18 protein-coding genes are annotated in these 24,728 nt (G+C 53.2%); 10 read left to right on the top strand and 8 right to left on the bottom strand.

Annotated elements, in window-relative coordinates; translation table 11 throughout:
• Positions 1-109: 109 nt before the first annotated feature.
• On the bottom strand, positions 110-1,174 hold the full coding sequence (locus FYZ48_RS09520; RefSeq protein WP_149339705.1) for a protein arginine kinase: 1,065 nt from the start codon (positions 1,172-1,174) through the stop codon (positions 110-112).
• A gap of 439 nt (positions 1,175-1,613) precedes the next feature.
• Between FYZ48_RS09520 and trpE the strand changes: the two genes are divergently transcribed.
• From trpE to FYZ48_RS09500, 4 genes are all read left to right on the top strand, one after another.
• The gene (trpE, locus tag FYZ48_RS09515; protein WP_149339702.1) at positions 1,614-3,122 is read left to right on the top strand and encodes an anthranilate synthase component I; all 1,509 of its coding nucleotides are present in this window, start codon (positions 1,614-1,616) and stop codon (positions 3,120-3,122) included.
• A 98-nt stretch (positions 3,123-3,220) separates the two neighbouring features.
• On the top strand, positions 3,221-4,906 hold the full coding sequence (locus FYZ48_RS09510; protein ID WP_149339700.1) for an Nramp family divalent metal transporter: 1,686 nt from the start codon (positions 3,221-3,223) through the stop codon (positions 4,904-4,906).
• Between the two features lie 247 nt (positions 4,907-5,153).
• Positions 5,154-5,501: a histidine triad nucleotide-binding protein gene (locus tag FYZ48_RS09505; protein WP_149339698.1), complete on the top strand. Its 348-nt coding sequence runs from the start codon at positions 5,154-5,156 to the stop codon at positions 5,499-5,501.
• 118 nt (positions 5,502-5,619) lie between these two features.
• Entirely contained in the window at positions 5,620-6,312 is a 693-nt protein-coding gene (locus tag FYZ48_RS09500) for a hypothetical protein (RefSeq protein WP_149339696.1), read from the top strand.
• Positions 6,313-6,332: 20 nt separating this feature from the next.
• Here the strand turns inward: FYZ48_RS09500 and FYZ48_RS09495 are convergent, their stop codons facing one another.
• Together FYZ48_RS09495 and FYZ48_RS09490 are read right to left on the bottom strand one after the other, a co-directional pair.
• A complete protein-coding gene (locus FYZ48_RS09495) occupies positions 6,333-6,620 on the bottom strand; it encodes a hypothetical protein (RefSeq protein ID WP_145189880.1) in 288 nt (95 codons plus the stop codon).
• 257 nt (positions 6,621-6,877) lie between these two features.
• Positions 6,878-10,330, bottom strand: coding sequence for a pyruvate carboxylase (locus FYZ48_RS09490; RefSeq protein WP_149339694.1), 3,453 nt, complete (start codon positions 10,328-10,330; stop codon positions 6,878-6,880).
• A 356-nt stretch (positions 10,331-10,686) separates the two neighbouring features.
• Here FYZ48_RS09490 and FYZ48_RS09485 point away from each other — a divergent pair, with 356 nt between their 5' ends.
• Positions 10,687-11,667 (top strand): class I SAM-dependent methyltransferase, encoded by a 981-nt coding sequence (locus tag FYZ48_RS09485; RefSeq protein WP_149339692.1) that lies wholly within the window; start codon positions 10,687-10,689, stop codon positions 11,665-11,667.
• 27 nt (positions 11,668-11,694) lie between these two features.
• On the opposite strand, the gene FYZ48_RS09480 is transcribed toward FYZ48_RS09485, so the two are convergent.
• Both FYZ48_RS09480 and FYZ48_RS09475 read right to left on the bottom strand, forming a co-directional pair.
• A complete protein-coding gene (locus FYZ48_RS09480; protein WP_149339690.1) occupies positions 11,695-12,720 on the bottom strand; it encodes a hypothetical protein in 1,026 nt (341 codons plus the stop codon).
• Between the two features lie 210 nt (positions 12,721-12,930).
• Positions 12,931-14,064: a DUF6263 family protein gene (locus FYZ48_RS09475; protein WP_149339688.1), complete on the bottom strand. Its 1,134-nt coding sequence runs from the start codon at positions 14,062-14,064 to the stop codon at positions 12,931-12,933.
• A gap of 146 nt (positions 14,065-14,210) precedes the next feature.
• On the opposite strand from FYZ48_RS09475, the gene FYZ48_RS09470 reads away from it, so the two are divergent.
• The 4 genes from FYZ48_RS09470 (at position 14,211) to FYZ48_RS09455 (ending at position 20,703) form a co-directional block, all read left to right on the top strand.
• On the top strand, positions 14,211-15,644 hold the full coding sequence (locus tag FYZ48_RS09470) for a sulfatase-like hydrolase/transferase (RefSeq protein ID WP_149339686.1): 1,434 nt from the start codon (positions 14,211-14,213) through the stop codon (positions 15,642-15,644).
• Between the two features lie 268 nt (positions 15,645-15,912).
• Entirely contained in the window at positions 15,913-18,006 is a 2,094-nt protein-coding gene (locus tag FYZ48_RS09465; RefSeq protein ID WP_149339684.1) for a hypothetical protein, read from the top strand.
• Positions 18,007-19,333: 1,327 nt separating this feature from the next.
• Entirely contained in the window at positions 19,334-19,741 is a 408-nt protein-coding gene (locus tag FYZ48_RS09460; RefSeq protein ID WP_149339681.1) for a hypothetical protein, read from the top strand.
• Between the two features lie 155 nt (positions 19,742-19,896).
• A complete protein-coding gene (locus tag FYZ48_RS09455) occupies positions 19,897-20,703 on the top strand; it encodes a DUF817 domain-containing protein (protein ID WP_149339679.1) in 807 nt (268 codons plus the stop codon).
• Between the two features lie 255 nt (positions 20,704-20,958).
• On the opposite strand, the gene FYZ48_RS09450 is transcribed toward FYZ48_RS09455, so the two are convergent.
• From FYZ48_RS09450 to FYZ48_RS09440, 3 genes are all read right to left on the bottom strand, one after another.
• Positions 20,959-21,375: a carboxypeptidase-like regulatory domain-containing protein gene (locus tag FYZ48_RS09450; protein ID WP_149339677.1), complete on the bottom strand. Its 417-nt coding sequence runs from the start codon at positions 21,373-21,375 to the stop codon at positions 20,959-20,961.
• A 54-nt stretch (positions 21,376-21,429) separates the two neighbouring features.
• Positions 21,430-22,383, bottom strand: a complete 954-nt coding sequence (locus FYZ48_RS09445; protein ID WP_149339674.1) for a DUF1559 domain-containing protein — start codon at positions 22,381-22,383, stop codon at positions 21,430-21,432.
• Between the two features lie 152 nt (positions 22,384-22,535).
• Positions 22,536-23,702, bottom strand: a complete 1,167-nt coding sequence (locus FYZ48_RS09440; protein ID WP_149339671.1) for a GntR family transcriptional regulator — start codon at positions 23,700-23,702, stop codon at positions 22,536-22,538.
• Between the two features lie 549 nt (positions 23,703-24,251).
• On the opposite strand from FYZ48_RS09440, the gene FYZ48_RS09435 reads away from it, so the two are divergent.
• The gene (locus FYZ48_RS09435; RefSeq protein WP_145042946.1) at positions 24,252-24,704 is read left to right on the top strand and encodes a glycine cleavage system protein H; all 453 of its coding nucleotides are present in this window, start codon (positions 24,252-24,254) and stop codon (positions 24,702-24,704) included.
• Positions 24,705-24,728: the final 24 nt, after the last annotated feature.

Genomic DNA, 24,728 nt, shown 5'->3' with positions numbered 1-24,728 from the left:
GCAGCCTGATTTTATATGAGTTGGTTAACATATAATCCAGAACTGATAGCTTAACCCGCCTGCAGGGCTGTGTCGAGTGCGCAGTGAAATTCAGACGAGAGAGGTCGGTTCACTCTGAGTTAGAGGCGTCGCTGATACGTTGCCTGAGATAGTTGGCGCGGGCCGCATTTCGTTCGCTCGATTCCAGTTCACCTCCCTGCAGCTTCTGCAGGTGAGCGGGCTGGGTGAAGATGAACATCTCGTTCACGGCTGAAATGGGGAGACTTTCGATCAATCCTAAATTGACCCCCATACGCACGCTGGAGAGCAGGTGCATGGTCTCTTCGGAACTGATGGTCTGGGCGGTACTCAAAATTCCAAAGGCACGGGAAACCTGATCGTGCAGACCCTGGCGATTTTCTTTGAGCAGCGAGTTTCTGACACGCCGTTCGTAAGAGATGATATTGGGGACGACTTCCTTGATGCTGTCGATCAGCTGATGCTCGGTCTGCCCCAGGGTGACCTGGTTGGAGATCTGGTAAAAATCACCCATGGCCTGGCTGCCTTCGCCATACAGTCCACGGACGGCCAGATTGATCTTCTGCAGCGCCTGGAAGACTTTCTGAATCTCTTTCGTGATGACCAGCGCCGGCAGGTGCAGCATTACGCTGACACGGATTCCGGTACCCACATTGGTGGGGCAGGCGGTCAGGTAACCAAACTCTTCACTGAAGGCGTAGGTGACTTCGGATTCCAGCAGGTCATCAATCCGGTTGATGGTGTCCCAGCATTCGTCGAGAGAAAATCCGCTGCGTAAAACCTGGAGGCGGAGGTGGTCTTCCTCATTGACCATGATGCCGATGTTTTCCTCGTTATCCAGTCCCACACCGCGGGGACCAGAGCGTTCGGCATGCTCACGGCTGATCATCTGGCGTTCAACAATGAACTGACGATCCAGGTTGGAGAGCTTGTTTACATTCAGATAGGAGAGCTTTTCCTGCATGGGCAGGTTGGTAATGATCGGCCGCATCAGCTGCTCGATCTCTCCCAACGTAGATTCCGTACAGCGATTGATAAAGGGGAACTGTGCGAGGTTTCTCGCCAGGCGAATTCTGCTGGACATCACAATATCGGAGTCCGGGCCGGTTCCTCTCAGCCATTCACCACTCGTGCGAGTGAATGCATCCAAATTCACCCTGATTCTCCTTGATTGAACTAAATAGGTCAGACCCCGGGCCTGTAATCCGGTTACCGGCCCGCATGGTAACTCGCGTGACTTTCGTCCCCAAACGGTGTAGACTCGGGGACTGAATACCATACTGGTTCAGCCCCGGAAAACAAAGTCACACAACCGAGTTCTGTCAGAAAGCCGTTGAAGAACGGTTACTCTGATTCATTCTATGCAATGCGTGTCCCGAATACCATTGCACTCCCGTGGATTCCAAAACTGAAACGGGAAACTCCGGGAGTACACCACCCCCAATCTGTAGACAGCGACTGAGATTTTGCGGATTTTTGAGAACAGAGACCTCTGACAGCTTGTCTCTGTAATCAGAAACACTCATAAGAGAGTCCGCAGCGCACATTTAGAAACAGGATGCCCGGTCATCCATAGAGACGGCAACTGAAGGCCCATGAAATACGTTCCAGATTTTGATACTTTTCAACAGCTTTCCACACAGGCGAACCTGGTTCCCGTGTATCGCCAGTTGACCGGAGATACATTAACGCCGGTCAGTGCGTATCAGCTGCTGGAGAAGGGCCCGTACTCGTTTCTGTTTGAAAGCGTCGTGGGTGGTGAGCAGATCAGCCGCTACAGCTTCCTGGGGGCCAACCCCTTTCTGACTATCGATGCCTACCAGCAGCGGATGGTAATCCAGCAGCAGGGAGAGACCGAAGAGCGGACCGTCGCTGACCCACTGCAGGAACTGGAATCCATTCTGGATCAGTACCAGGCTCCCGAATTACCGGGGCTCCCCCGTTTCTGTGGAGGGGCCGTCGGTTATGCTGGCTACGATGTGGTGCGTTATTCTGAAAACCTGCCTGATGCACCTGAAGACGATCGTCAGCTCCCGGACCTCTCCTTTGCGCTGTACGACCATATGGTGGTCTTCGATCAGATTAATAAGACCGTGCTGGTGGTGGCACATGCCCATATTACTCCCGGAATGAGTGAGTCAGACCTCCAGGCCGCTTACCAGGCCGCCTGCGAGAAGATCGATCAGACCTGCGAACGCTTCCAGACCGGGGATCCTGCCGTTCTGAAGATGGCGGACATCAGTGTGAATCCCCATGCGGAACCGGATCTGGAATGGTCGTCCAATTTCTCACAGCAGAAATTTGAAGCAGCGGTGGACGCCTGCAAGGAATACATCGTGGCCGGCGATATTTTTCAGGTTGTCTTGAGTCAGCGCCTGAAACTGGAGACTTCGGCGACACCACTGGATATTTATCGCAGCCTGAGAGTCGTCAATCCGAGCCCGTTCATGTTTTTGCTGAAGACTCCCGAAGTTGATCTGGTCGGCAGCTCACCTGAAATCATGGTGCGTGTCGAAGACGGCCTGACGACGATCCGTCCCCTGGCGGGAACCCGCAAACGGGGGAAAACCGAGGCGGAAGACAAGCGGCTGGCCGAAGAACTGCTGGCCGACCCCAAAGAACGAGCCGAGCATGTGATGCTGATTGACCTGGCGCGGAATGATGTTGGTCGGGTAAGTGAGTTCGGTTCGGTGGAACTGTCGGATGTGATGGTAGTGGAACGTTACAGCCATGTCATGCACATCACATCCAATGTGACCGGTACTCTGACCGAAGGTCGAACGGCCCTGGATGCCTTGCGTGCCGGGCTGCCTGCAGGAACGGTCTCTGGTGCCCCCAAAGTGCGGGCCATGGAAATCGTCGACGAATTTGAACCACATCGACGAGGCCCGTATGCCGGCGCCGTCGGATATCTCGATTTTACGGGAAATATGGATACGTGTATTGCATTGCGTACGTTGGTCATGCAGGGATCGACGGCCTACGTTCAGGCCGGCGCCGGGATCGTTGCCGACAGTGTACCCGAGACGGAGTACTATGAAACATTGAACAAGGCAAAGGGGTTGCTGAAAGCGATTGAGGTCGCTGAACAACAACTGAAATAATTCAGATCAGAGTGGTGACCGTCTGAATTCTTTCGGCTCTGAATAGTTGTTTCGACATCATCCCCCACTGTCGATAACAAAGGTGAAGCAGGAGTACGATGGAATCTCAACAGGAGAATAGCGCTCTCGATCCATCAGTGGGTTCCGAGAAAGAAGAAGCCATTAACGCCCCGACCAGTTTTGGCGGGATCGTCAGACGCCTGGGACCCGGCCTGATTGTGGCCGGCAGTATTGTTGGTTCCGGCGAGTTGATCGCAACCACCAAAACCGGTGCCCAGGCCGGGATTGCACTGTTATGGCTGATTATTGTCGGCTGTCTGATCAAGGTCTTCGTACAGATCGAACTGGGACGCTATTCCATCTCCCGGGGAGAGACCACGCTCCAGGCGCTGAACCATGTGCCGGGACCTCGCCTGGGAGTCATGCGGAATCCGAATCAGCAGGCGCCCAACTGGATTCTCTGGTTCTGGCTGATCATGAGCCTGTGTACGATCGGACAACTGGGGGGGATTGTCGGCGGTGTGGGGCAGGCCCTGGCACTGACGCTACCGATCAAAGGCGACTATCGCCAGGCGATCCAATATCCGTCCGAAAAAGAATTCGTGCACTACCTCGAGATCGAAGAGGAACTTAACAGCGAAGAGAGTTCCCTGGCTGCGATGTCTCCCGAGGAACGGGAGCGATATCTGCGAGGGCACGCTAAGATGCAGCAGCGAATTGAAGCCCTGCAGGAAGAGGGGCAGATGATTCTACTGAAGATTCGCAATCAGGAATCTCTGGTTGATGAGCAGGGCACATCCCTGCTGGAACCGCAAACCTGGGACGATAAGATCTGGGCCGGATTGATCGCGGTGATGACCGCCTTTCTGCTGTTCTACGGTCGCTATAATCTGATCGAGCATCTTTCAACGATTCTGGTTGTTTCCTTTACGTTTATCACGATCGGCAATGTCTTTTCGTTACAGACTTCAGAGATCTGGAGCATTTCCGGCGAGGAGATCATGAAAGGGCTGTCGTTCGGAATTCCGGAAGCGACAGGGGGCATGAATCCCCTGATCACTGCGCTGGCAGCGTTTGGAATCATTGGCGTCGGAGCGACTGAACTGATTGCCTATCCTTACTGGTGCCTGGAGAAGGGCTACGCCCGCTTTACCGGCCCCCATTCAGAGGATGTTGGCTGGGCATTTCGCGCCAAAGGCTGGATGCGGGTGATGAAGATCGATGCTTTCGCTTCAATGTGCATCTACACTTTTGCGACACTGGCGTTTTACCTGATGGGAGTGGCTGTGCTGCACAAGGAAGGCCTGGATCCGGACGGGATGCGGATGGTGAGCACGCTGGCGGAAGCGTATGTGCCTGTGTTCGGGACGTACGCCAAATGGCTCTTCCTCGCAGGAGCGATTGCCGTTCTCTATTCAACATTCCTGGTGGCGAATGCCGCGAATGCACGTATCTTTTCCGACGGACTGCGTTTCTTCGGAATCTACGACGAACGTAAGCCGGGCGCACTGCAGAAATGGATCAGAGGCATGTCGTTTATTCTGCCTCTGCTCTGCCTGGCGGTATTTCTGACTGGGGCTAATCCGGTCAGGCTGGTGTTGATCGCGGGGACCATGCAGGCCATCATGTTGCCGATGCTGGGGATCGCTGCCATCTATCTGCGCTATACCCGGATCGATCAGCGATTAACGCCTGGGCGGATCTGGGATCTGATGCTGTTTCTCTCCTGTCTCGGTCTGTTACTGGCGGGTGGGTTCGGGGTCTACAAACAGTTATTCGCCTGATGTGAAAATTGGCAGCGTATTCTGAATTGTTAAGATCAGAAAAGTGTCCCGATCTGGGGGACTCGATGAGGTAATGAATTTGAACGCAGCCCGGCTGATGATGTGCAGCGGATACCGTTTCTGTATAATCAGTGTCAGGCGCCCGAGAAGGTCTGTCAGCATGACTTGCTGGAACAGATCCGGTTTTGCTGGAATTCACCAGGAAATTGAAAATAGTGTCGAATACGAGACGAAGGATGCAGGTTAGATGAGTGGCAAGAAAACGATTTTCAAGAAAATTATCGACCGGGAGATTCCGGCTGACATTATCTACGAAGACGAACTGTGTCTGGCGTTCAAGGATGTCAATCCACAGGCTCCCGTGCATGTGCTGGTGATCCCCAAGAAGGAGATCGTATCGATTTCTCACCTGGAACCCGAAGACATGGAACTGGCGGGCCACCTGTTTCTGACAGTTGGAAAGCTGGCAGAAATGCTGGGGCTGGATGAAGGGTACCGTACAATCGTCAATACTGGTAAAGCCGGAGGTCAGACGGTCGATCATCTCCATTTACATTTACTCGGAGGTCGCTCCTTACAGTGGCCACCCGGATAACCGGACTTCCCGGGTATTTGAGCCCCGGTGCCGGCGAGAAACGAATTGCGAACCCTGGCTGCTGTCAGTCATAATGAGAGTATCAGACAAAACATCATATGAGCAGGGGATTGAGATCGTGTTGAAATCAAAAAACTTTCGAAAGGTACTGTTTCTGATCGGCTTTGTGGGAATCGCGATTCCTGCGCAAGATGTCCTGGCCCAGGGGAGTTCCAAGAAAGGGAATGTGAAACAGCTCAATATCCAGGCTGATAAACTACGCGATTCGTTTATTCGCCAGTCTGCTGATATCGCCCGTAAATATTCTGATGCCGGCGATTATGAGAAATCCAAAGAGATGCTGGAGTCGATTCTCAGCATTAAAAAAGATGTCCCAGGCGTGAAAGCGATGATCGATCAGCTCGATGAAAAAATGATCTCGTCGAATTCCACTGATTTTGAGATCGATGCGGCTCGTAACTGGAGTGGCCCTGCCGGCCTGGTCGCGAAGGGGAGATCAATTCGGATTCAAGCCACCGGGACCTATGATCTGATTACAGACATCAAAACTAGCGTCGAAGGGCTGCCTGAGAAAAACCCCATGAAAGAACTGGCTCCCGGCGTACCTGTAGGAGCGTTAATGGGGGTTGTTCTCTCACAGGAAAAAGGGAAACCCAAAATGGGGAAGCCCTTCAAGATCGGAGAGAAAGTCGAATTCACGCCTAAAGATGATGGCGTGCTGATGATCGGTCTGAATCTGCCTCCGGGACATCAATCCAAAGGGAAAGTGAAAGTCCGCATCAGCGGCTATTTCAGACGCAGTTCGAATTAAGCGAACTGATAAAAGCGGCGTTACTTTTTGTTCTTGCGAGCGTTCATCTCGGCGCGGATCTCTCTCCGCAGCAGCTCGGTCATCTGGCTGCGTTCCTGCAACAGCGGTGCAGTTTGAGCGATTACCTTACGCATATCGGAAATAATTCCGCTCTCCAGCTCTTCGGTCGTAATGCCATCGCAGGCATTCACGCAGGCGACGACTCGACGGACCATCTCCTGATTTTCAGGAGTGTCTTCGCCGAGGATTTCTCCTTCGCTTGAGATTACAAAGTGCGGAGGTTGAATGGATTGACGCTCTCCAGTCATTCGCCGATTACTCCAGTTGCTTTAAGCCCGGTGTTCGTGTGTACCGCGCTTTATGTGCTGTTTTGGGATTTCATTTCAGACCAGGATAACAATGGTCAAATAATTACTGTTATCTGATCTATCGGCGAATGAGGAAGCTCGGATTCACTATCTCTAATGGTTCATTAAAAAATGAATCCTGATTTTGGTGTCTTTAACTCAAAATTTAAAACTATGGTCCATCTGGGTAAAATGGGGTGTTTTGAATTACCAGTCAATTATTCCAGGACGATCAGCAGGTCTCCCGACTCCACCTGAGTCCCAGGCTCGATCAGAATCTCTTTGACGACCCCATCCTGTTCAGAAATGACGCTGGTTTGCATCTTCATGGCTTCCAGCATCAGCAGCTGATCGCCGGCTTTGACCTTACTGCCGACCTTGATGGTCAATGAGACCACAACACCAGGCATCACTGAACCGATTTGCTTCTGATCAGATGGATCTGCTTTGCGACGGGTATCGTTCTGCGGTTTCAACGATTTATCTACGATCACCACTTCACGCGGCTGACCGTTGAGCTCGAAGAAGACCGTTCTGCAACCATCTGTCTGTGGCTTACCAACAGCCAGGAACTTGATGATGAGGGTTTTACCGGGAGCGATGTCGACGGCGATTTCCTCTTCCGGTTCCAGTCCGTTGAAGAAGGCGTAGGTCGGCAGGCCGCTGGTATCGTAGTACGCTTTCTGATGTGCTGCGAAATCTTCGAAGACTTTGGGATACAGCAGGTAAGACACGACTTCCTGATCGGTAGGCGTGCGGTTGATCATCTCCTGCACTGTCTTCGCAGCGTCTTCAAAGTCGGCAGGAGCTAAAATACTGCCCGGACGTTCGGTGAGAGGTTCTTCTCCTCGCAGAATTCGTTTCTGGACGGCATCGGGGAAACCTCCGGGGGTCTGCCCCATGCGACCACTGACGAGATCCAGTACTGATTCGGGGAATGCCAGATCACGGTCGCCGTTAACGACATCATCACAGGTCAGATCGTTGGCAACGAGGAACAGTGCCATATCGCCGACTGCTTTGGAGGTAGGAGTTACCTTTACGATATCGCCCAGAAGCTGGTTGACTTCCGCGTAGACATGACAGACTTCAGACCAGCGGTCACCCAGACCCAGCGATTGTGCCTGCTGCAGCAGGTTCGTGTACTGACCGCCGGGCATCTGATGGTCGTAGAGATTCGCACCGGCTGGTAGCACGGGGCTTTCAAAGGCGGTGTAGAAGTTACGGACGGCACGCCAGTACTCGGAGATTTCGTCGAGGTGTTCGACGTTGACCTGCGGCTGGTGTTCTGCAAATCGCTGTGATTCAATCACTGTGGTCAGGTTCGGCTGTGATGTTCCACCGGACATCGATGGCACTGCACCGTCGGCGATATCCAGTCCTGCCTCGGCGGCTTTCAGAATGGAAGCGGCCTGTCCGCCAATCGTGTCGTGGGTATGGAAGTGAATGGGAATACCGATTTCCTGCTTCAAGGTTTTAACCAGCAGTTCGGCTGCATACGGTTTACACAAACCGGCCATATCTTTGATCGCCAGAATGTGGGCACCCATGTTTTCCAGTTCCTTGGCCATCTTCACGTAATACTTCAGATCGTATTTCGATTTGGACGGATCCAGAATATCGCCGGTGTAACAGATACTGGCTTCACAGATGGCGCCGCTCTTCTGCACTTCTTCCATCGCCACCTTCATGTTGGGCACCCAGTTCAACGCATCAAACACGCGGAACACATCGATGCCTGCGGCGGCAGCTTCTTTCACAAATGCACGGACCACGTTGTCCGGGTAGTTGGTATATCCAACCGCACTCGAAGCACGGATCAACATCTGGAAGAGAATGTTCGGCACTCGTTCCCGCATATCAGCCAGACGCTGCCAGGGAGATTCTTTCAGGAACCGCATGGAGGTATCGAAGGTCGCTCCACCCCACATTTCCAGCGAGAACAGCTGCGGGCAGTTATGGGCGTAAACTTCTGCGATCTGCAGCATGTCGTGTGTACGGAAACGGGTAGCGTACAGCGACTGATGGGCATCGCGGAAGGATGTGTCCGTCAGCAGCAGCTGTTTCTGATCCAGGATCCATTTGCTGAATTTCTCTGACCCCAGTTCGAGCAGCTTCTGTCGCATGCCCTCCGGTGGATCGATCTGCTTTTTGTTATATGAGGGCACAGGAGCCGGCATCCGTCGCTTTGCTTTCGCACGGTCTTTGACCAGCGAGTTGCCGTTCACGATCGTCTCTGACAGGTAGGTCAGCAGTTTGGTGGCCCGGTCGTGACGTTTGGGGAACTTGAACAGTTCCGGCGTCTCATCGATGAACCGGGTAATACACTCACCCTTGATGAAGGTCGGGTGCGTGACCAGTTTCAACAGGAACGGAATGTTCGTTTTCACGCCACGAATCCGGAATTCCTGCAGACAGCGTTCCGTACGGGCAGAAGCATCTTTGAAGGTCCGCGCCCAGGTGGTCACCTTGACCAGCAGTGAGTCGTAGTAAGGGAAGACCATTGCACCGGAGAATGCGGTTCCCGCATCGAGGCGGACGCCCATGCCGCTGGCTGAGCGATAGTGTGCAACGCGTCCATAGTCGGGCATGAACTTGTTCGCAGGATCTTCGGTCGTCACGCGGCACTGCAGCGCAAAACCGTGAGTCTTGATTTCTTCTTGAGAGTTGATGCCGATTCCGGTATCTGAAAGCTTAGCGCCCTGGGCGAGCAGGATCTGTGATTTGACGATATCAACACCGGTGACCTGTTCCGTCACAGTGTGTTCGACCTGGATACGAGGATTCACTTCGATGAAGTAGAACTGGTTCGTCTCATCATCCAGCAGAAATTCGACAGTACCAGCCGACTCGTAATTCACGCTCCGACCAATTTTCAAAGCGGCATTACAGAGAGCTTCGCGAACCGAGGCATCCAGGTTCGGAGCGGGGGCGATTTCCACGACCTTCTGGTGACGACGCTGTACCGAACAGTCACGTTCGTAAAGATGAACCAGACCGCCGTGCTTATCACCCAGCAGCTGGACTTCAATATGACGGGCTCGGGAGATGAATTTTTCGACGAATACATCGGGACTGCCGAAGGCTGCCAGCGATTCACTGCGGGCCTGCTCGTAAGCAGCGTCGAATTCTTTCTCCGTCTGGACAACACGCATCCCACGACCACCACCGCCGTGGGCTGCTTTCAGAATGATCGGGAAGCCGATGGTTTGAGCGGTTTTGCGTCCTTCTGCGGTATCGGTAATCGCTTCGCCACTACCGCCGAGAACGGGAACACCTGCCTGCTCGGCAATTTTACGGGCCGAGATCTTGTCTCCCAGTGATTTGAGTGTCTCGACCTGAGGACCGACGAAAATGATGCCGGCGTCTTTACAGGCCTGGGCGAATTCCGCGTTTTCGGAGAGGAAACCGTAGCCAGGGTGGATGGCGTCGATTTTCTTCTGCTTCGCCAGTGTGATGATGGCGTCGATATCCAGGTAGGATTTCACAGGATGGCCTGGCTTACCAATCTGGTAGGCTTCGTCTGCCTTGGTCCGGTGCAGGGCGTAACGATCTTCATGGGTATAGATGCCGACCGTGCGAATCCCCAGTTCGTGAGTACTGCGAAAAATTCGAATCGCAATTTCGCTTCGGTTGGCAACGAGCAGCTTTTTAATCTTACCCTCAGACATGAGCTATCCTGATTCTTTGTATACTTTATGTTTGATGGTCTGGTTCAAATCTGGCCCGAGGCGTGATTTGCCCGCTGGCCAGCGGTTCCCAGAGTACCTGTCTGAGCCCGGAAACTCAACACACTGCCCCGTCTGGTCGAGGCGAAAGTCCGATGCGCACTCACAATCGTAACGATGAGATGAATTTTACTAACTTCCCTGCGGAAACCGCCTTGGATTGATTCATCTTGACCTGTTTTGCTTCTCTGATTAGTGTTCACGCCAATCTGACCCGTTCTATTACGGCTCCGCTGAAATTCAAGGGGCCTAGACAGTAGAATTCTTCGAATTACAGGCGAAAAACGGTGGTGAATCAAATGGGACAAAAGCAATGCGATCTCTGTGCAGGAACCGAGTTTGAACAGATTGGAACCCGGGACCGACACCACCAGCCTCTGGAAAGCGTGATCTGCAAGACCTGTGGCCTGGTCGCCCATGGTCAGGTTCCCAGCGACGAAGAGCTTGCCCGCTATTATGCCACCGAGTATCGCCAGAGCTACCACGGCGAAATGACTCCTTCCGATCGCCGCGTGATGCGGGCCTGGAATAACGGCGAACGAATTTTCAGTCAACTGCAGCCCCACATCGAACCCGATATGGAAGTCTTCGAAGTCGGTGCAGGCATTGGCTGCACCGTCAAAGTCTTTGAACTGAATGGACACGCTTCGCGGGGAATTGAACCGGGCGAAGGTTTCCAGAATTATTCGCAGCAGCAACTCCTGACCAACGTCGTCCGCGGAGATCTCTTCGAGCAGCCCCGCGACAAGAGCCATGAGCTGATTCTGCTCGTCCACGTGATTGAGCACTTTAACTCGCCTCGCAAAGCCCTCGAATACATTCGCGGCATGCTCTCCGACAACGGACTGTTCTACGTCGAATGTCCGAACATCGCGGCTCCCTTTGCCCGACGCAGCAAAATGTTCCATTACGCTCACATTCATAACTTCACTCCCTCCAGCCTCAAAATGCTGGCCGAGAGCTGTGGCTTCAAGCTGGTGCAGCAGTTCGGCACTCAGGAAGATCCCAACCTGCAGATGCTCTTCTCCTGCAGCGATTCAACCGAACTCACCATCGATCCGGATAATTACCGCGAAACGATGCAGGTCATCAACGCGGCTACTCCTCTGAAGTATCACCTGCGGCCGTATTACTTCACATCGCGCGTGAAGAAGGTCTCCAGCTACCTCAAGGAGCACCTGTCAGCCAAACAGTTCGTGGTAGACGTCATTCAGGAATGCCAGAAGTTCGCCGCAGAACAGGAAGACGAAGCTCCCGAATCACTGCGTTCAGCTGCGTGACTGCTGACCGTCTGATGTCACACAGTATCACTCGTTCTTGTTACTTGTCTGTTTGACTTCAGACGCTGTCGGATATAGCCAGGGGCTCTGAGGGAGTCTCTGCATCTTTGTCAGCATTTTGTCTTCCAGCGGTGCAGGCAGTTCCGTGTAATTGCCCTCAGCATCCACTTGCCAGGCCCGTGCTCCCTGATCCTGATTCCAGGCCGCAAAAGTATTAGCATCCAGCCAGCCTGCTTTCCAGTTTGAATTCCAGTCAGTCCAATGTTGGCTTTGATCAAACAGGTCCTGCAGGCTCTGTTTCTTGTTTGTTTTGTCAGTTTTAATCGGGCGGTACTCTGTGACGAACAGCGTTACGAGTTCTGTCTGTTCTTTGAACAGACGGACTCGCAGTTGGAAGCCCGGCACTCCTTTTCGCTTTTCCCATTCACGTCGGATATGGAACTGGTAATCAGAGGAACAAACAATTCTAAACTTATTTTCCCCCAGCAGACTGCAATAGAGCGTCTTGCCTTCTGCTTCGAATTGATTGAGCAATTCCCGCAGCAGAACATAATCATCCCAGGTCAAATCGGTTTCGTTCCACTTTTTTCCTTCGGGGCCAGGCCACGTTCGGTTAGTTTTGAAATCGTGCAGTATCACGACATTTGTTTGATAGAGGATCGCGACCAGATTGCCGTCATTAGAAGTGACTGCTTTGTATTCTAGTTCCGGAATCCGTTCCGGTCCTACACCCCAGAAATCTCTCTCCTCAACGATTACTTTTCCATCTTCGACTACATCGAAATAGAGATACCCGGGAGGTTCATAGAACCATTCATGTTCTGCATAGAGTGTAAGCGTTCTGCCATGAGGCAATTCAAAAGTCTGGAAAGGGTCAAGGGGCTGATCCAGGATATAGCTTTTAGCAGCCGTATAAAAAATCATGACGAACATGATTGTCACAGCGAATAGAACAGGGGCCAGTAACGCAAACCCGGCAGCCAGTGAAAGAGTCCCACCGAGGTTCTTAATCCCTCGGATCAGAGACCAGATTTGTGAACGAAATGCCGACATGAAACTGGCTTCATTGATGAGATAAAAGAGAGAAGTGACTACCTTCATCTTACTCTCTGGTCAACCGGTTACCATGGGCAAACTCAAATTTCACCGACTCCAGATTGATTCTCCAGTTTGGCACTGGAATCAAAGTGGTATCATGCTATGTAAGTCGAATCCCCCCTTTCGTGCCTTTCGTGATTTTCGTGGTAGCAAAAAATACGTCAATCAATTCGCAGCCGGCTTTGGATTACTCCGCGGCGTAATCTTCGCCGAGGGACCCAGCGGGCGTTCTTCCTGATGTGGAAAGGCCCGGATTGTCGTCACGATCTGTTTCTGCTGTTCGAATTCTTTGCCGTTCTCCAGTTTGACGGTCGTCTCGAGGAAGCGGTCAATCTTGGATTCCAGCGGCAGCCCCGTCTGGCGATCAATCAGACAGCTGCCAAACGATTTCCCGCCCCGGATAAACAACTGCACCGATTTCCCATGCTGGTTGATCGGACTGCTGATCTTCGAAGCTGCGATGTCACCGGCAATATTGATCCGGGCGATATTTTCGTTGAGCTCCCGCAGCGTGTACTCAGTCTTCAGGACCATCGGAATCGGCTGCGTCAGGCGCCGGGTTTTCGTCCAGCTCTCGCCCACACGCACCGCGCCCCCTTGATGCTCCTTGTTGATGTTATAAGGCAGCAGACCAATACTGTCGTCGATGAAGTTGGCCACGCCGTCGTCTCCCGATGTTTCAGAGATCTTCGCCAGCACGGTTTCCCGCTGACTGACCGGCGTATTCTGCAGACAGCGTTGCATAAACTGATCAAAGCCGACCAGCTCGATGATTTTGTTATCCGGTCCAATCCAGAAGGAGAACCCGTTCTGCACGAGCCCCTGGTAAGCCTGGACCTCCGGTGGTGCAGGGCCCGAGCTACGATTGGAATCGAACGAGACTTTCTCGCCGGCGATATCATGTGAATATTTCACCCCCGAATACTGCACGCGCAAACGCTTGCGACCGTCATCGTGAAGCTCCTCTACCGTCAGTGCCAGAATCAGCTCCAGTTTCGATTTACTCTGCACGACCCCGGCAGCCGAGGCCTGCGACAGCGTCTGCTCCACCGTCTTGATCATCGGGAAACGCTGATTGACGGCCAGGTTCAGCTCCAGCACCTCTAACTTTTCTTCACGCAGTGAAACCGGAGCGACTTCCACAGGCGGTTGCTGAGTCTGTTCCGCGACCGCTCCGGGAGGTTTGACGTCTTCCACCTTTTCCGACGATTCGTTCTGCTGCTTGTTCAAAAAGGACCAGCCGGTCCCGGCAAGAATCACAATTCCGATCATCCAGCTGATATAACGCTTGCCCTGCATGGCGACATTGTCCAGAATAGATAAAGAAAACTAATGAATGTGCTTTTTCTGAGGTATTTCCGGCACAAAAGTTATCAGTAATACGGATTTAGTGAAAGACGAATTCAAACCGGCTCCTCGACCCGGGGGCCTGAGAGGGGAAGAGAATGCGATCTGCGATTTTAGTTGGTTTAACAACACTGTTTACGCTCTCCTGCTCCCTCGTTTTCGCCGCTGATGCGCAGCCTGAAACGCCCCGGCGACCCAATGTGATCCTGCTGCTCTCGGACGACCAGCGCCCCGATACCATCGCCGCCCTCGGAAACCCGGTCATCAAGACCCCCAACCTGGATCAACTCGTTAAACAGGGAACCAGCTTCACCCGCGCGACCTGTGCCAATCCGATCTGTACCCCCAGTCGTGCGGAAATCCTCACCGGTGTTGGTGGATTCCATAACGGTTCGATGGACTTCGGCAAGCCGATCAAATCCGATCTCCCCACCTGGTCCGAAACCATGCACAAAGCGGGCTACAACTCCTGGTTTGTCGGGAAGTGGCACAATGACGGCAAGCCGGTAATCCGGGGCTATGATGAGACACTGGGACTGTTTACCGGCGGCGGCGGTCGCTGGGCGGTTCCCTCCTACGATGGCAACGGTCTGCTTGTGACCGGCTACCGTGGCTGGATCTTTCAGGATGACGAGCGTCACTTCTTCCCGGAGAAAGGGGTCGGGCTGACCTCCAATATCAGCGAACACTTCGCTGACGCAGCCATCGAATTCATCGAACGCAAACACAGCAAACCCTACTTCCTCCACGTCTGCTTCACCGCCCCCCACGATCCGCTGCTCATGCCCATCGGCTACGAACAATACTACAACCCCGACGAAATGCCCGTTCCCAAAAACTTCCTGCCCGAGCACCCCTTTGATCACGGGAACTTCGACGGTCGCGATGAAAAACTGCTGCCCTGGCCTCGAACTAAGAAGGTCGTACAGAACGATCTCTCCCTGTATTACTCGGTGATTTCGCATCTGGACTCGCAAGTCGGACGGATTGTGGAAGCCCTGAAGAAATCGGGACAGTGGGACAATACCATTCTGATTTACTCCAGCGATCACGGCCTCGCTGTCGGCAGCCACGGACTGCGGGGCAAGCAGAACATGTACGAACACACGATCAACGTTCCGATGATCATCGTCGGTCCCGGCGTCCCCGCCGATCAACGCTCGGCCGCGCAGTGCTATCTCCGCGATCTCTATCCCACCAGCTGTGACCTCGCAGGCATCCCCATTCCCAAATCGGTCGAAGGCAAAAGTCTGAAACCCGTCCTCACCGGAAAGCAGGAGGAGATCTACGAGGAAATCTACGGCTACTTCCGCGACTTCCAGCGCATGATCCGTACCGACCGCTGGAAGCTGATCCTCTATCCGCACCTCGATCGGGTCCAGCTCTTCGATCTTCAAAATGACCCTCTGGAGATGCACGACCTCTCCGAGGACCCCGCTCATCAACAGACCCGCGACGCTCTGCTCCGCCGCCTGAACGACTGGCGGAAGTCGCAGAACGACAAGTCGCTCGCTTCGGCAAAATCTTCCTGATTCAACCGGTCTGTTGCTGCGAATTTGATTTTGGGGTGCTCTCATTCTGATGGCGCTCCGGTTTGCTTTGTGGAATTTACAAGAAAATCCTTGACTGCTTTCCCTGTTGGGGGAAATGTTATAAGTTGCTTTATACATATGGCTTGTGGCTTTGTTTGTCAGGCCACCACGTCAAATCGTCATAATTGGCATATTTTACGCTCTTCCCAAATGTCGTTCACATCACAACGCGGGCTTTTAAGATTTAGCCTTAAGGGGGAGAGTCAAGATGATCCAGAGAAAAAAACGTAGCTTACGACGGCCGTTTCGAATCCTGCTTTCGCTGGCATTGGCAGGTGGCATCTGTGGTGCCCCGGCCTTCGCAGCCGACAAGTCATCCCGACGCAGCGACAACAGCAGCAGTTCCAGCCGCAGTGACAAAGGCAGTTCCAGTCGCTCAATTCGTTCACAGAGTTCCTCAAGTCGTTTTAAAAGTTCAAGTCAAAAACAAAGTAGTCAGCCCAAATACTCATCACGCAGTCAGTCGCAACGTGTGATCCGCGATTTCAAAAAGAGTACTGGCAAATCAACACCGCAGTCCTTTGATCGTGGGGCTCAAAAATCCCGACCTTCCTTCAAGGTTGCACCGAAATCCTCGCGGCCCGATTTCAAAATGCCGCAGTTCGGCAAGAGCAGTGGTCTGAATCTCGGCACCAAAGACCTGCAGCCACGCGTTCCCGATCGCAAACGACCGGATTTCAAAAATCCCAACTTTAAAGTTCCGGATCGCAAACGTCCTGAGATCAAAATTCCTGATCGCAAAGTTCCCGACCGGAAAATCCCGGACCGCAAAGTACCCGGCCTGAAGATTCCCGATCGCAAACCGGATCACGGCAAGTTTGTTCCCAAGCCCGGGAAGAATACGGTCCGTCCTCGACCAGACTTCAACGGCAAAAATAATGTCTTCAAACAAGGCAAAGATGTTTTCAAACCTGGTAAGGGAAATCGCGTTCCACCCGTCAAAGGTATCTCTCGCGATGATCTGCTCGGCAAGCCGGGTAAGAATTCGGGAAAAACCAGATATCCTGGTGTCATCGATCTTTCCAAACACAAAGACCTGATCAAGGGAAAAGACCACAAGTTCGGTCCCAAAGGTCCTGCGAAAAACTGGCTGGGTAAGAACGGCGTTCCCCTGGATAAAGATTTCTTCAAAGGCAAAAACATCAAGCCGATCAACGGCAACCTTGATAAGAAACTGAAAGCCGGTCAGCTGAATGCGTTGATTAACAGCAAGCAGAACAAAAACTGGCACCTCAAGAAACAGTTTGAACTGCACAAAAAAGGTGACGTCGCCCGTCAGTTGAAACTGAACCAGAATCTGCTCAAGCATGGCGGATGGCGGAATCGCAGCCTGTTCGGCAAAATGAACAATTCCTTCGTCAACACTCACTTCGGCTTCTTCTACGCCGGTTCCGGGTTCTACCCCAGCTACTGCTGGAGCCCGCACTGGAGTGCCTGGGTTGACTGGTGCTGGTGGGACTGGTGTCACCCGATCTGCGATCCTCGTCCACTGCTCTGTCGTCCGATTATCTATGATCCCTGTGGTCCCTGGGTCTGGTATGACTGCCCCGTCTGGCAGCCGCTGCCCATCGTCACCTGTGGTACCTGGGTTGACGTGGAACCCATCGTGATTGACGCGGGTCTCGACCTGCAGATGCTGGCTGTCCGCTTTGTTGACTCCGGTCACCCGGAACAGGAACTCGGTCCCCGCTACCGCGTCTGGTTCCGCAATAACAGCAACGTCGATATCAACGCTCCCTTCAATGTCATGCTGCTGGCCTCCAACACTCGTGATGCGGTCGCAGGTGTTCCTGAAGCAGGTACGCGGGTTGATAACATCGCCGCTGGTCAGATTCAGTCTGTCGACATCCGTCTGCCATTCGAAGCCAGCATGATGTCGACCGATGCAGAAGGAAACCAGGTTCCCTTCGAACAACTGCACGTGCTGATCGATTCGCACCGCGAAATCCCCGAAGCCTTCGAGGAAAACAACGGTGCTGTCATGCCGCGTGTTGATGTTCTGCCCGTCGATCCCGCCCTGTTCTCGTCTGATTCCGACGTCGTCGTGAGCGGTGCCCTGATCAACCTGGCAGGCGAAGGTCTGGGACCGGAGCCCGGCAAAGTGCTGATCTCGATGAACGGAATGAACTTCGAAGCTGAGATCTACGGCTGGTACGATCTGGGTGTTCGGATTCAGGTTCCGGAACTGCCACTCGTCGATGCTGCAGAAGCCACAATGATCGTGGTGCGGGGCGACGAAGCGGTTTCTAATCCCATCGATCTGGTGATTGCACCACAGACGGCTGCACTCACCGCTGAGTAACGGAAGTGTGCGGGGGCTGGCTTGGAGCCAACCCCAGTTCCGATCGGGGAACAGGTCTTGTACCTGTTCCCCTTTTTTATTGCGCCCCGCCTGATGCGCTTTCAAACGATTCCTCATCAGTTTCCTCCGCATCCACTTCCCGTTTTTCAGTTCACTTCTGTCTCTGAAAGGGAACAGATTGAACTGGAATCGCTTCTGCCGAAACGTATCCTGTTTCGCATCTGGCTCGCGCGCGAGACAGGTGATCTGCACCGAAACATCCTGCACCAGTGCTGAAACAACAGCTGAATCCGCATCGCTTTTCACTGACTGTTTACTGGAGCAAAGCACACCAGTTCGCAAAGTTCGTCCTTCCATGTTCAGGGCAAACCAGGACACAAACCGGTCAGACGAGGATAAAATCTGGGACAGACCAGGACAAAATCCGGCCACATCAGGACAAAATTTTGTCTTGACCCCCAACTGCCCTTTTCGAAAATACGAACAGCACTCAACAGACCATGTAGGGGCAGAGCCTGCGTGCCTGCCCGCCTGGAAATATTCCATCAGTTTCACCTCCCAGGGGAACCACAAACCAAATACCAACCCGGAGCGGCAAGGCGTCGGTAGCGTTTCTCTAATTGTTTTCAGCGTGATCATGAGGTCGACAGTGTTAGACTTGTAAGTGTTCACCGTAGACGAGGGTAGGTAGTTACTTGTTTGCAGGACTTCAACAGCACAAAAGAAAATTAGCCGCAGGGCATTAGACCCGGTTGAAACGTCTTTGCTATATATCATCCGAATTAAGCAGCGCTACCCGGCCGCCGGTAAAAAGGTCAACGACGACCTCCAGAACAACGGCCTAACCCCATCCCGCTCACAAAAAAACAGGGTGAGCCCGAATAAAATTCGACCCGAGCGCAGCGAGCAGGAAACTGACAGTGTTGCGTTCACGAAAGAACAACAAGGCGATCACAGGATCTCAGCTGTGAAAGCCGATCTTCATGAGTTCACACACTGCCCCTGACGGTTTCCATTGCCCGCCGATGGAATTCAGACCAATCAGAAATTTTATAAAAACAAACCCCACCCCCATACCTGAAAATCGTTAAGCTGTAGGGAACCTGTTTTCAGCAGTTGAGACCGTAGTCCACAGAACACGAGTCAAACGGGAGCAGAAACATTTCGTGTCTTTCGTGCTTTTCGTGGTAGTAACCCCAACCATACTCAAATTGAGCCAATGTGAATCAAGCGTTCTGTGGAAAAGAAACTTACCTCTGTGGCTGCCAATCATTAAGCTGTACGGAACGAGTTTTCAGCAAGAGCGATTTGCGAGTAAGGAATCAAAATGTCTGAGAGGCAACAGTTTCAGGATTGGCTCGACTACCTGCCAGACTTTCTGCAGGAATTCCAGTCTTTCATGAATGAGAGCGATCAGGAGTATGACTATTCCTCTGAAAGCCTCGATGCACTGGAGGAGTGGATTCTCAGTCATTATCAGGATACCGACGATTTATTGAAGAAGTCCGAAAGTCAGTTCCTGAATCTTCTGGCCTGCTATATCGGAGAAACCATAATCAAAATCAAAGGAGGCCAGTGGGAACTCGATCAAGAACCCGAATCGGTCTATTACGGACTTCCTGTGATTGTTCTGCCACCATATGGAGACTCTGTCTGTCCGATAACGCTCGCGACAGCTTCCGCGGATAGAAGAACGGGGAATTTTCTTAGCTCACTCGCTTGTAGCGAGGAATGAATACCTGAAAACAGGTTAGCCCAACCCTGTTGATCCCACATTTCTTCATCAGCCCCCCAGCAGAAAAAATTTCGTGTCTTTCGTGCCTTTCGTGGTAGTAACCCCAAAAATTCGCGGTACCATCCCACCAGCCAAAACATCCCGAGGTAACACCACTGAAAACATTCCTGTATGAATTCTGGCTCTTCGGTATCAAACAGGCCTCGGCCTGTATCTTCGGCGGGTTCCTGCTGGCGATGATCATCATCACCCGCTTCTGGTACCCCTTCGAATCGCTCTACCGCTACGATTTCCTCTTCCTGGCCGCCGTTGGTTTCCAGATCTTCCTGCTTGCCTTTCGTCTGGAGTCACCGAAAGAGGCGGTCGTGATTCTGATCTTTCACATTGTCGCGACCATCATGGAACTCTTCAAAACCTCCGACGGCATTAAGTCCTGGCAGTATCCCGAACCATTCGTGATCGGCATCGGCAACGTCCCCCTGTTTGCCGGCTTCATGTACAGCGCGGTCGGAAGTTACATCGCCCGCGTCTGGCGGATCTTCGACTTTCGCTATTCGAGCTATCCGCCGCTCTGGACCATGGTCGTGCTGGTGACGCTGATTTACATCAACTTTTTTTCACACCATTACGTCACCGACATCCGCTGGCTGCTGATTATCGCCAGCCTGGTCATGTTCGGCCGCGTGCAGATCTATTTTCGCATGGACCAGATTCACCGACACATGCCCCTGGTCGTCGGCTGGTTGCTCGTTGCGCTCTTTATCTGGTTCGCCGAGAACATCTCGACGTTTGCCAATGTCTGGGTTTACCCCACACAACAGCACCAATGGCAACCCGTCTCCATCACCAAGCTCGTCGCCTGGTATCTGCTGATGCTGCTCAGCTTCGTCCTCGTCTCCCTCGTCAACCGCCCTACAATCATGCCCCCCGCAATCGTGGAGGAAGAGCAAGCAGCGAACTAAATTCCAGCAACCAAAAAAAACTGAGCGGCAAGGCACTACCGCCGGTAAAAAGGAAGACGCCTGCATTCAATAACACGATCTAATCCCATCGGACATCTCATAACAATCACCGGCTGCCACTGTTGGCTTGCCCCACAGTGCTAAGATCAGTGAAGAATATCTGTAATGAGAAAAAAAGGGTAGCCCGAATAAAATTCGGGCCGAGCACAGCGAGTAGGAAACTGACTGTGAGACAGGCGACCAGCTCTCAAACCCTCAATCCGTCAGTTCCAGTTTCAGATCCTCATCCCCTTCAGCAACAGTCACCTTCAAAGGCGAACTGCTCGGGTTCGAATACTTGATCGGGATGGAACTTTTCATCGATACCCCCTCAGGCGTCGACTGAAACGCATTCACCGTCACCTGATGTTCGCCAGGCAGGGCACCATCGTCTTTATTGAACGTGGTCAGCGTGAACTTTCCATCCGCATCCGTTCGCCCCGACGCCGGCTTACGTCCCTGGACCGGGTAGAGCATGATCGTGGCTTCGGGAACCGGTGCTCCCTTGTAGGTCACCATCCCGGAAACCGCGACGGTTTCCGGCAGGTCTTCCTGTTTCCCGCCACAGCCGGACGCGATCAATAACATCAGCAACAAAGAGCCTGTCATCGTCAGGCGGCAAAACGGAATCATGGCGTACTCCTGGCTCGTTCCGAACAGCGAATAAATCAGAGATGAGAGTGTCGATCAGTAAGTGAATCCACCTGTGGGCAGACCGTCTTGAGGATTTCCCAGTTGCTGATACGTCTGGAAGTCCATGTTCTCGCTGAAGAAATGCACGCTTCCATCCACCATCATGAAGTGCGCACCGCCGACGTGATAACTGGAAGAGGCAAAGCCATCGACCCAGCCGTGAGCTCCCGAACTGATGCGGGTCTGGGCACTCGGCCAGACGCGAAACGGATGATTGATCGGATAAGCGGTGGTCATCGGGGAATGCCAGGCCGCCCAGGAAGACCAGGCGTGGAAACCGGGAGAGTTCTCTCCTACAAACAGCACATTAGAAGTGCCGTCCAGCACGTCACGCATTTTCATTGTCCGGTTGGGCGTCACAATCGAACCCCCGCCACCACTGGCGCGCAGCCCCATCCGACGGTCGAACATTCCCTGCGGAATGGGTGACGCAGTCGCCGTCTGGTCGTAGCCTCGTCCGTCGACCCCTTTATAAGTGGTGACGGCAATGTTATTCCGGGAGCTGGAAGGACAACTTGCGGGAAAACACCAGTTTGACCAGACCAGGTTGCCTCCGCTCACGCGATCCGGCGTCGGATCGCTGGGACAGCGGTAGACGGCCAGGGGAGTCTGGGCCACGGTCAGGTTACCCGTATCGACAATGTTCCCGCTGAAATTAATCTTGTTGTAGAGCGGCGCCTGATCGATATAAGGCAGAATCATCGTCCGCCAGCCGAACGAATTGCCGGTATCCCCATGACTGATGGGGAAGACACCATGGGCATCGTGATAATTGTGAGTCGCCAGTCCCATCTGTTTGAGATTGTTTTTACACTGACTGCGGCGGGCTGCTTCTCGTGCCTGCTGGACCGCCGGCAGTAGCAGGGCGATCAGGATCGCGATAATCGCGATGACCACAAGCAGTTCAATCAGTGTGAATCCACGACGTTTCAAGACGTTGCTTTGCATTTTTTAGCCCTCACAAACAGATGGAAAATGCGACGCCGGCCCGACAGAGCGGGGCGCTGATTCTGGACGTGTTTATGTCCGGCGACGATTTACCTTGGACAGGTCAAACTCACTTCGATAGGCGCTGAATCCCTTTCGGAATCTATGGAGTTTCAAACGTTCGTATTTACAGGTCCCAGGGTCGTCCCCTGGTAAACTTCGACAGGCATGACTTCCGTCAGTGTGGTTTCGATGGCCATGCCTCCTGTTCGCATCTGGTTTAAAAGTTCTGCCGCCCGATGTCCCAGGCGGGTTTCATCCACGGTGACAGAAGCGATCTGCTGCTGCAGCACGCTGTGACGGACCTGGTCGCCCACGCCAATCAGCGAGATGTCTTCCGGCATCCGCAGTCCCATTTTGGTCAGGTGCAGATAAATCCGTTCGGCCATCGAATCGAACGACGTGAAGATGGCCGTCGGACGGTCGGGCTGTTCCAGCATCTGCTGCAGGGTGGACGCGATCTCCGCATCCAGTTCCTGCATGTCGATCACGCCGGGTGCACCGAAATAACTGTGCTCCTCTGCCAGTGTGCAGCCGACGTCGGCCAGGGCCTGCTGGAATCCCTCCAGATATAAATCGGTTGTCCGTGTACGGTGCGGGGCGAAGAACCCGCAGCGGCGGTGTCCCTGTTCCACCAGCGCGTCTCCCGCCAGTCGGCCGATTTCGCGAAAGGGGAGTCCCAGTAGTGGCGCAGTAATGCCTTCCACCGGACGATGGCAGAGCACCACGGGAATCCCCGCTTTCTGCAGCTGACGGATCTGATAACCAGGAGTCGGGGGCGTACTGGCGGGCACGATCGCCACGCCCCCGACCTGGTTATCGATTAGTTGTAAGATGACGTTGCCCTGTTTATCGATGTTGTTTCGCGTGCAGCAGACCAGCATTTGATTCTGAGTCTGGCTCGCCGACTCTTCGAAGCTGTGCTGTAGCGAGGGGTAGAAGCCGGACAGGACTTCGGGAATCACCAGCGCCAGAATGTCCAGTCCGCAGGAGAGTCGTTGACGGGCCTGGTCACTGACAAAGGTTCCTTTGCCCTGGACCCGGCTCACCAGGCCCTCGCGTTCCAGCAGTCCCATTGCCTGCCGCACCGTGCTCCGCGCGCTGTCGAACAGGCTGGCTAACTGTTGTTCAGAAGGCAGGGCCGTTCCCGGCAGAATCTGGCCTTCCCGTATCTGTCGCTTGAGATGTTCTCCGATCCGCTCGTACTTGGTCCGCGTGGCATCTGCTTCTGAGAGCCCGGCGGGAGTTGTCGTTTCTAAGACGTCATGAGCGGAAAACAAGGTCGGATTTCCTCAAGTTCAGTATCAGTCATGAGATGAAAGGTACGTACAATGCCATACCTCTGAGCTGGTATCGATATTACCCTCGAAAAATCAGCTGTCAAACAAAATATTCAGAAAATGTAACGAATGTTTTGCCAGGTGCGGGAGTAGGCGGAATCTCTATTCGCAGTAAAACGGTGGAAAAGGTCCGTAATTCATGATAAAGGTAGGTACAACAGGCATACAATAGTCTTAGGGAAGCTGGCGGCACTCGAAATCCCGGGATTCAGCTGGTTCAGCACAACCTGAAGTGGATGCCTGTGATCTGCATCCTCCTCTGATGGCCCGTCGATACAACCTGCCTCGCGGGGAAGTTTTACGGATCGGCGGCGATAAAATTTTTGGTTCCCGTCATTCGCAAGGGAATCCTGCTTGCATCCCGCGCACAAACTGTTTCTACTATTTAGATAGTGTTTATTGCGAAAAGTCCTGCCCTTAATCCGTTTTGGGATGACCTCCCTGTTCCCCTGAGCTTTGTTCCAGCGATGCTCACAGCACAATCCAACCATGCCTGACGATCTTGTCTTTATGATGGGGAATTTCGAGGCCCGAATTCCTCAGGACCGTGTTTATAGTAAGTCACACCTGTGGTTACTGCCGCAGGAGGACCATTACCGCGTCGGATTTACGGCTTACTCGGTTCGGCTGTTGCAGGATGTTTATTTCCTGGACTGGTTTATCGATCCGTTTACCGTGGTGCGGGAAAAACAGAAAATCGGGGAGATCGAAAGTTCCAAGGCACTGTCTGACCTGTTTTCCCCCTCGGAAGGCAAGATCCTGGAATTTAACGAAGCACTGTTGAACGACCCCTCGGCCATCAATCAGTCGGACAATTACGACAAAGGCTGGCTGTTTGAGATGGAGTCGGATGCCCAGTGGTTGACCCCACCCGAGTATCTGCAACTATTAGACAGTGTGTGGGAACAGACACAGCGGATCATCAAAGGACAACTCAACTGAGAAACGATTTGATGTGGATTGAGT

The organism is Gimesia chilikensis, assembly GCF_008329715.1.
In the GTDB taxonomy this organism is placed as follows: Bacteria; Planctomycetota; Planctomycetia; order Planctomycetales; family Planctomycetaceae; genus Gimesia; species Gimesia chilikensis.
This window is presented reverse-complemented; position numbering and strand designations above follow the sequence as displayed.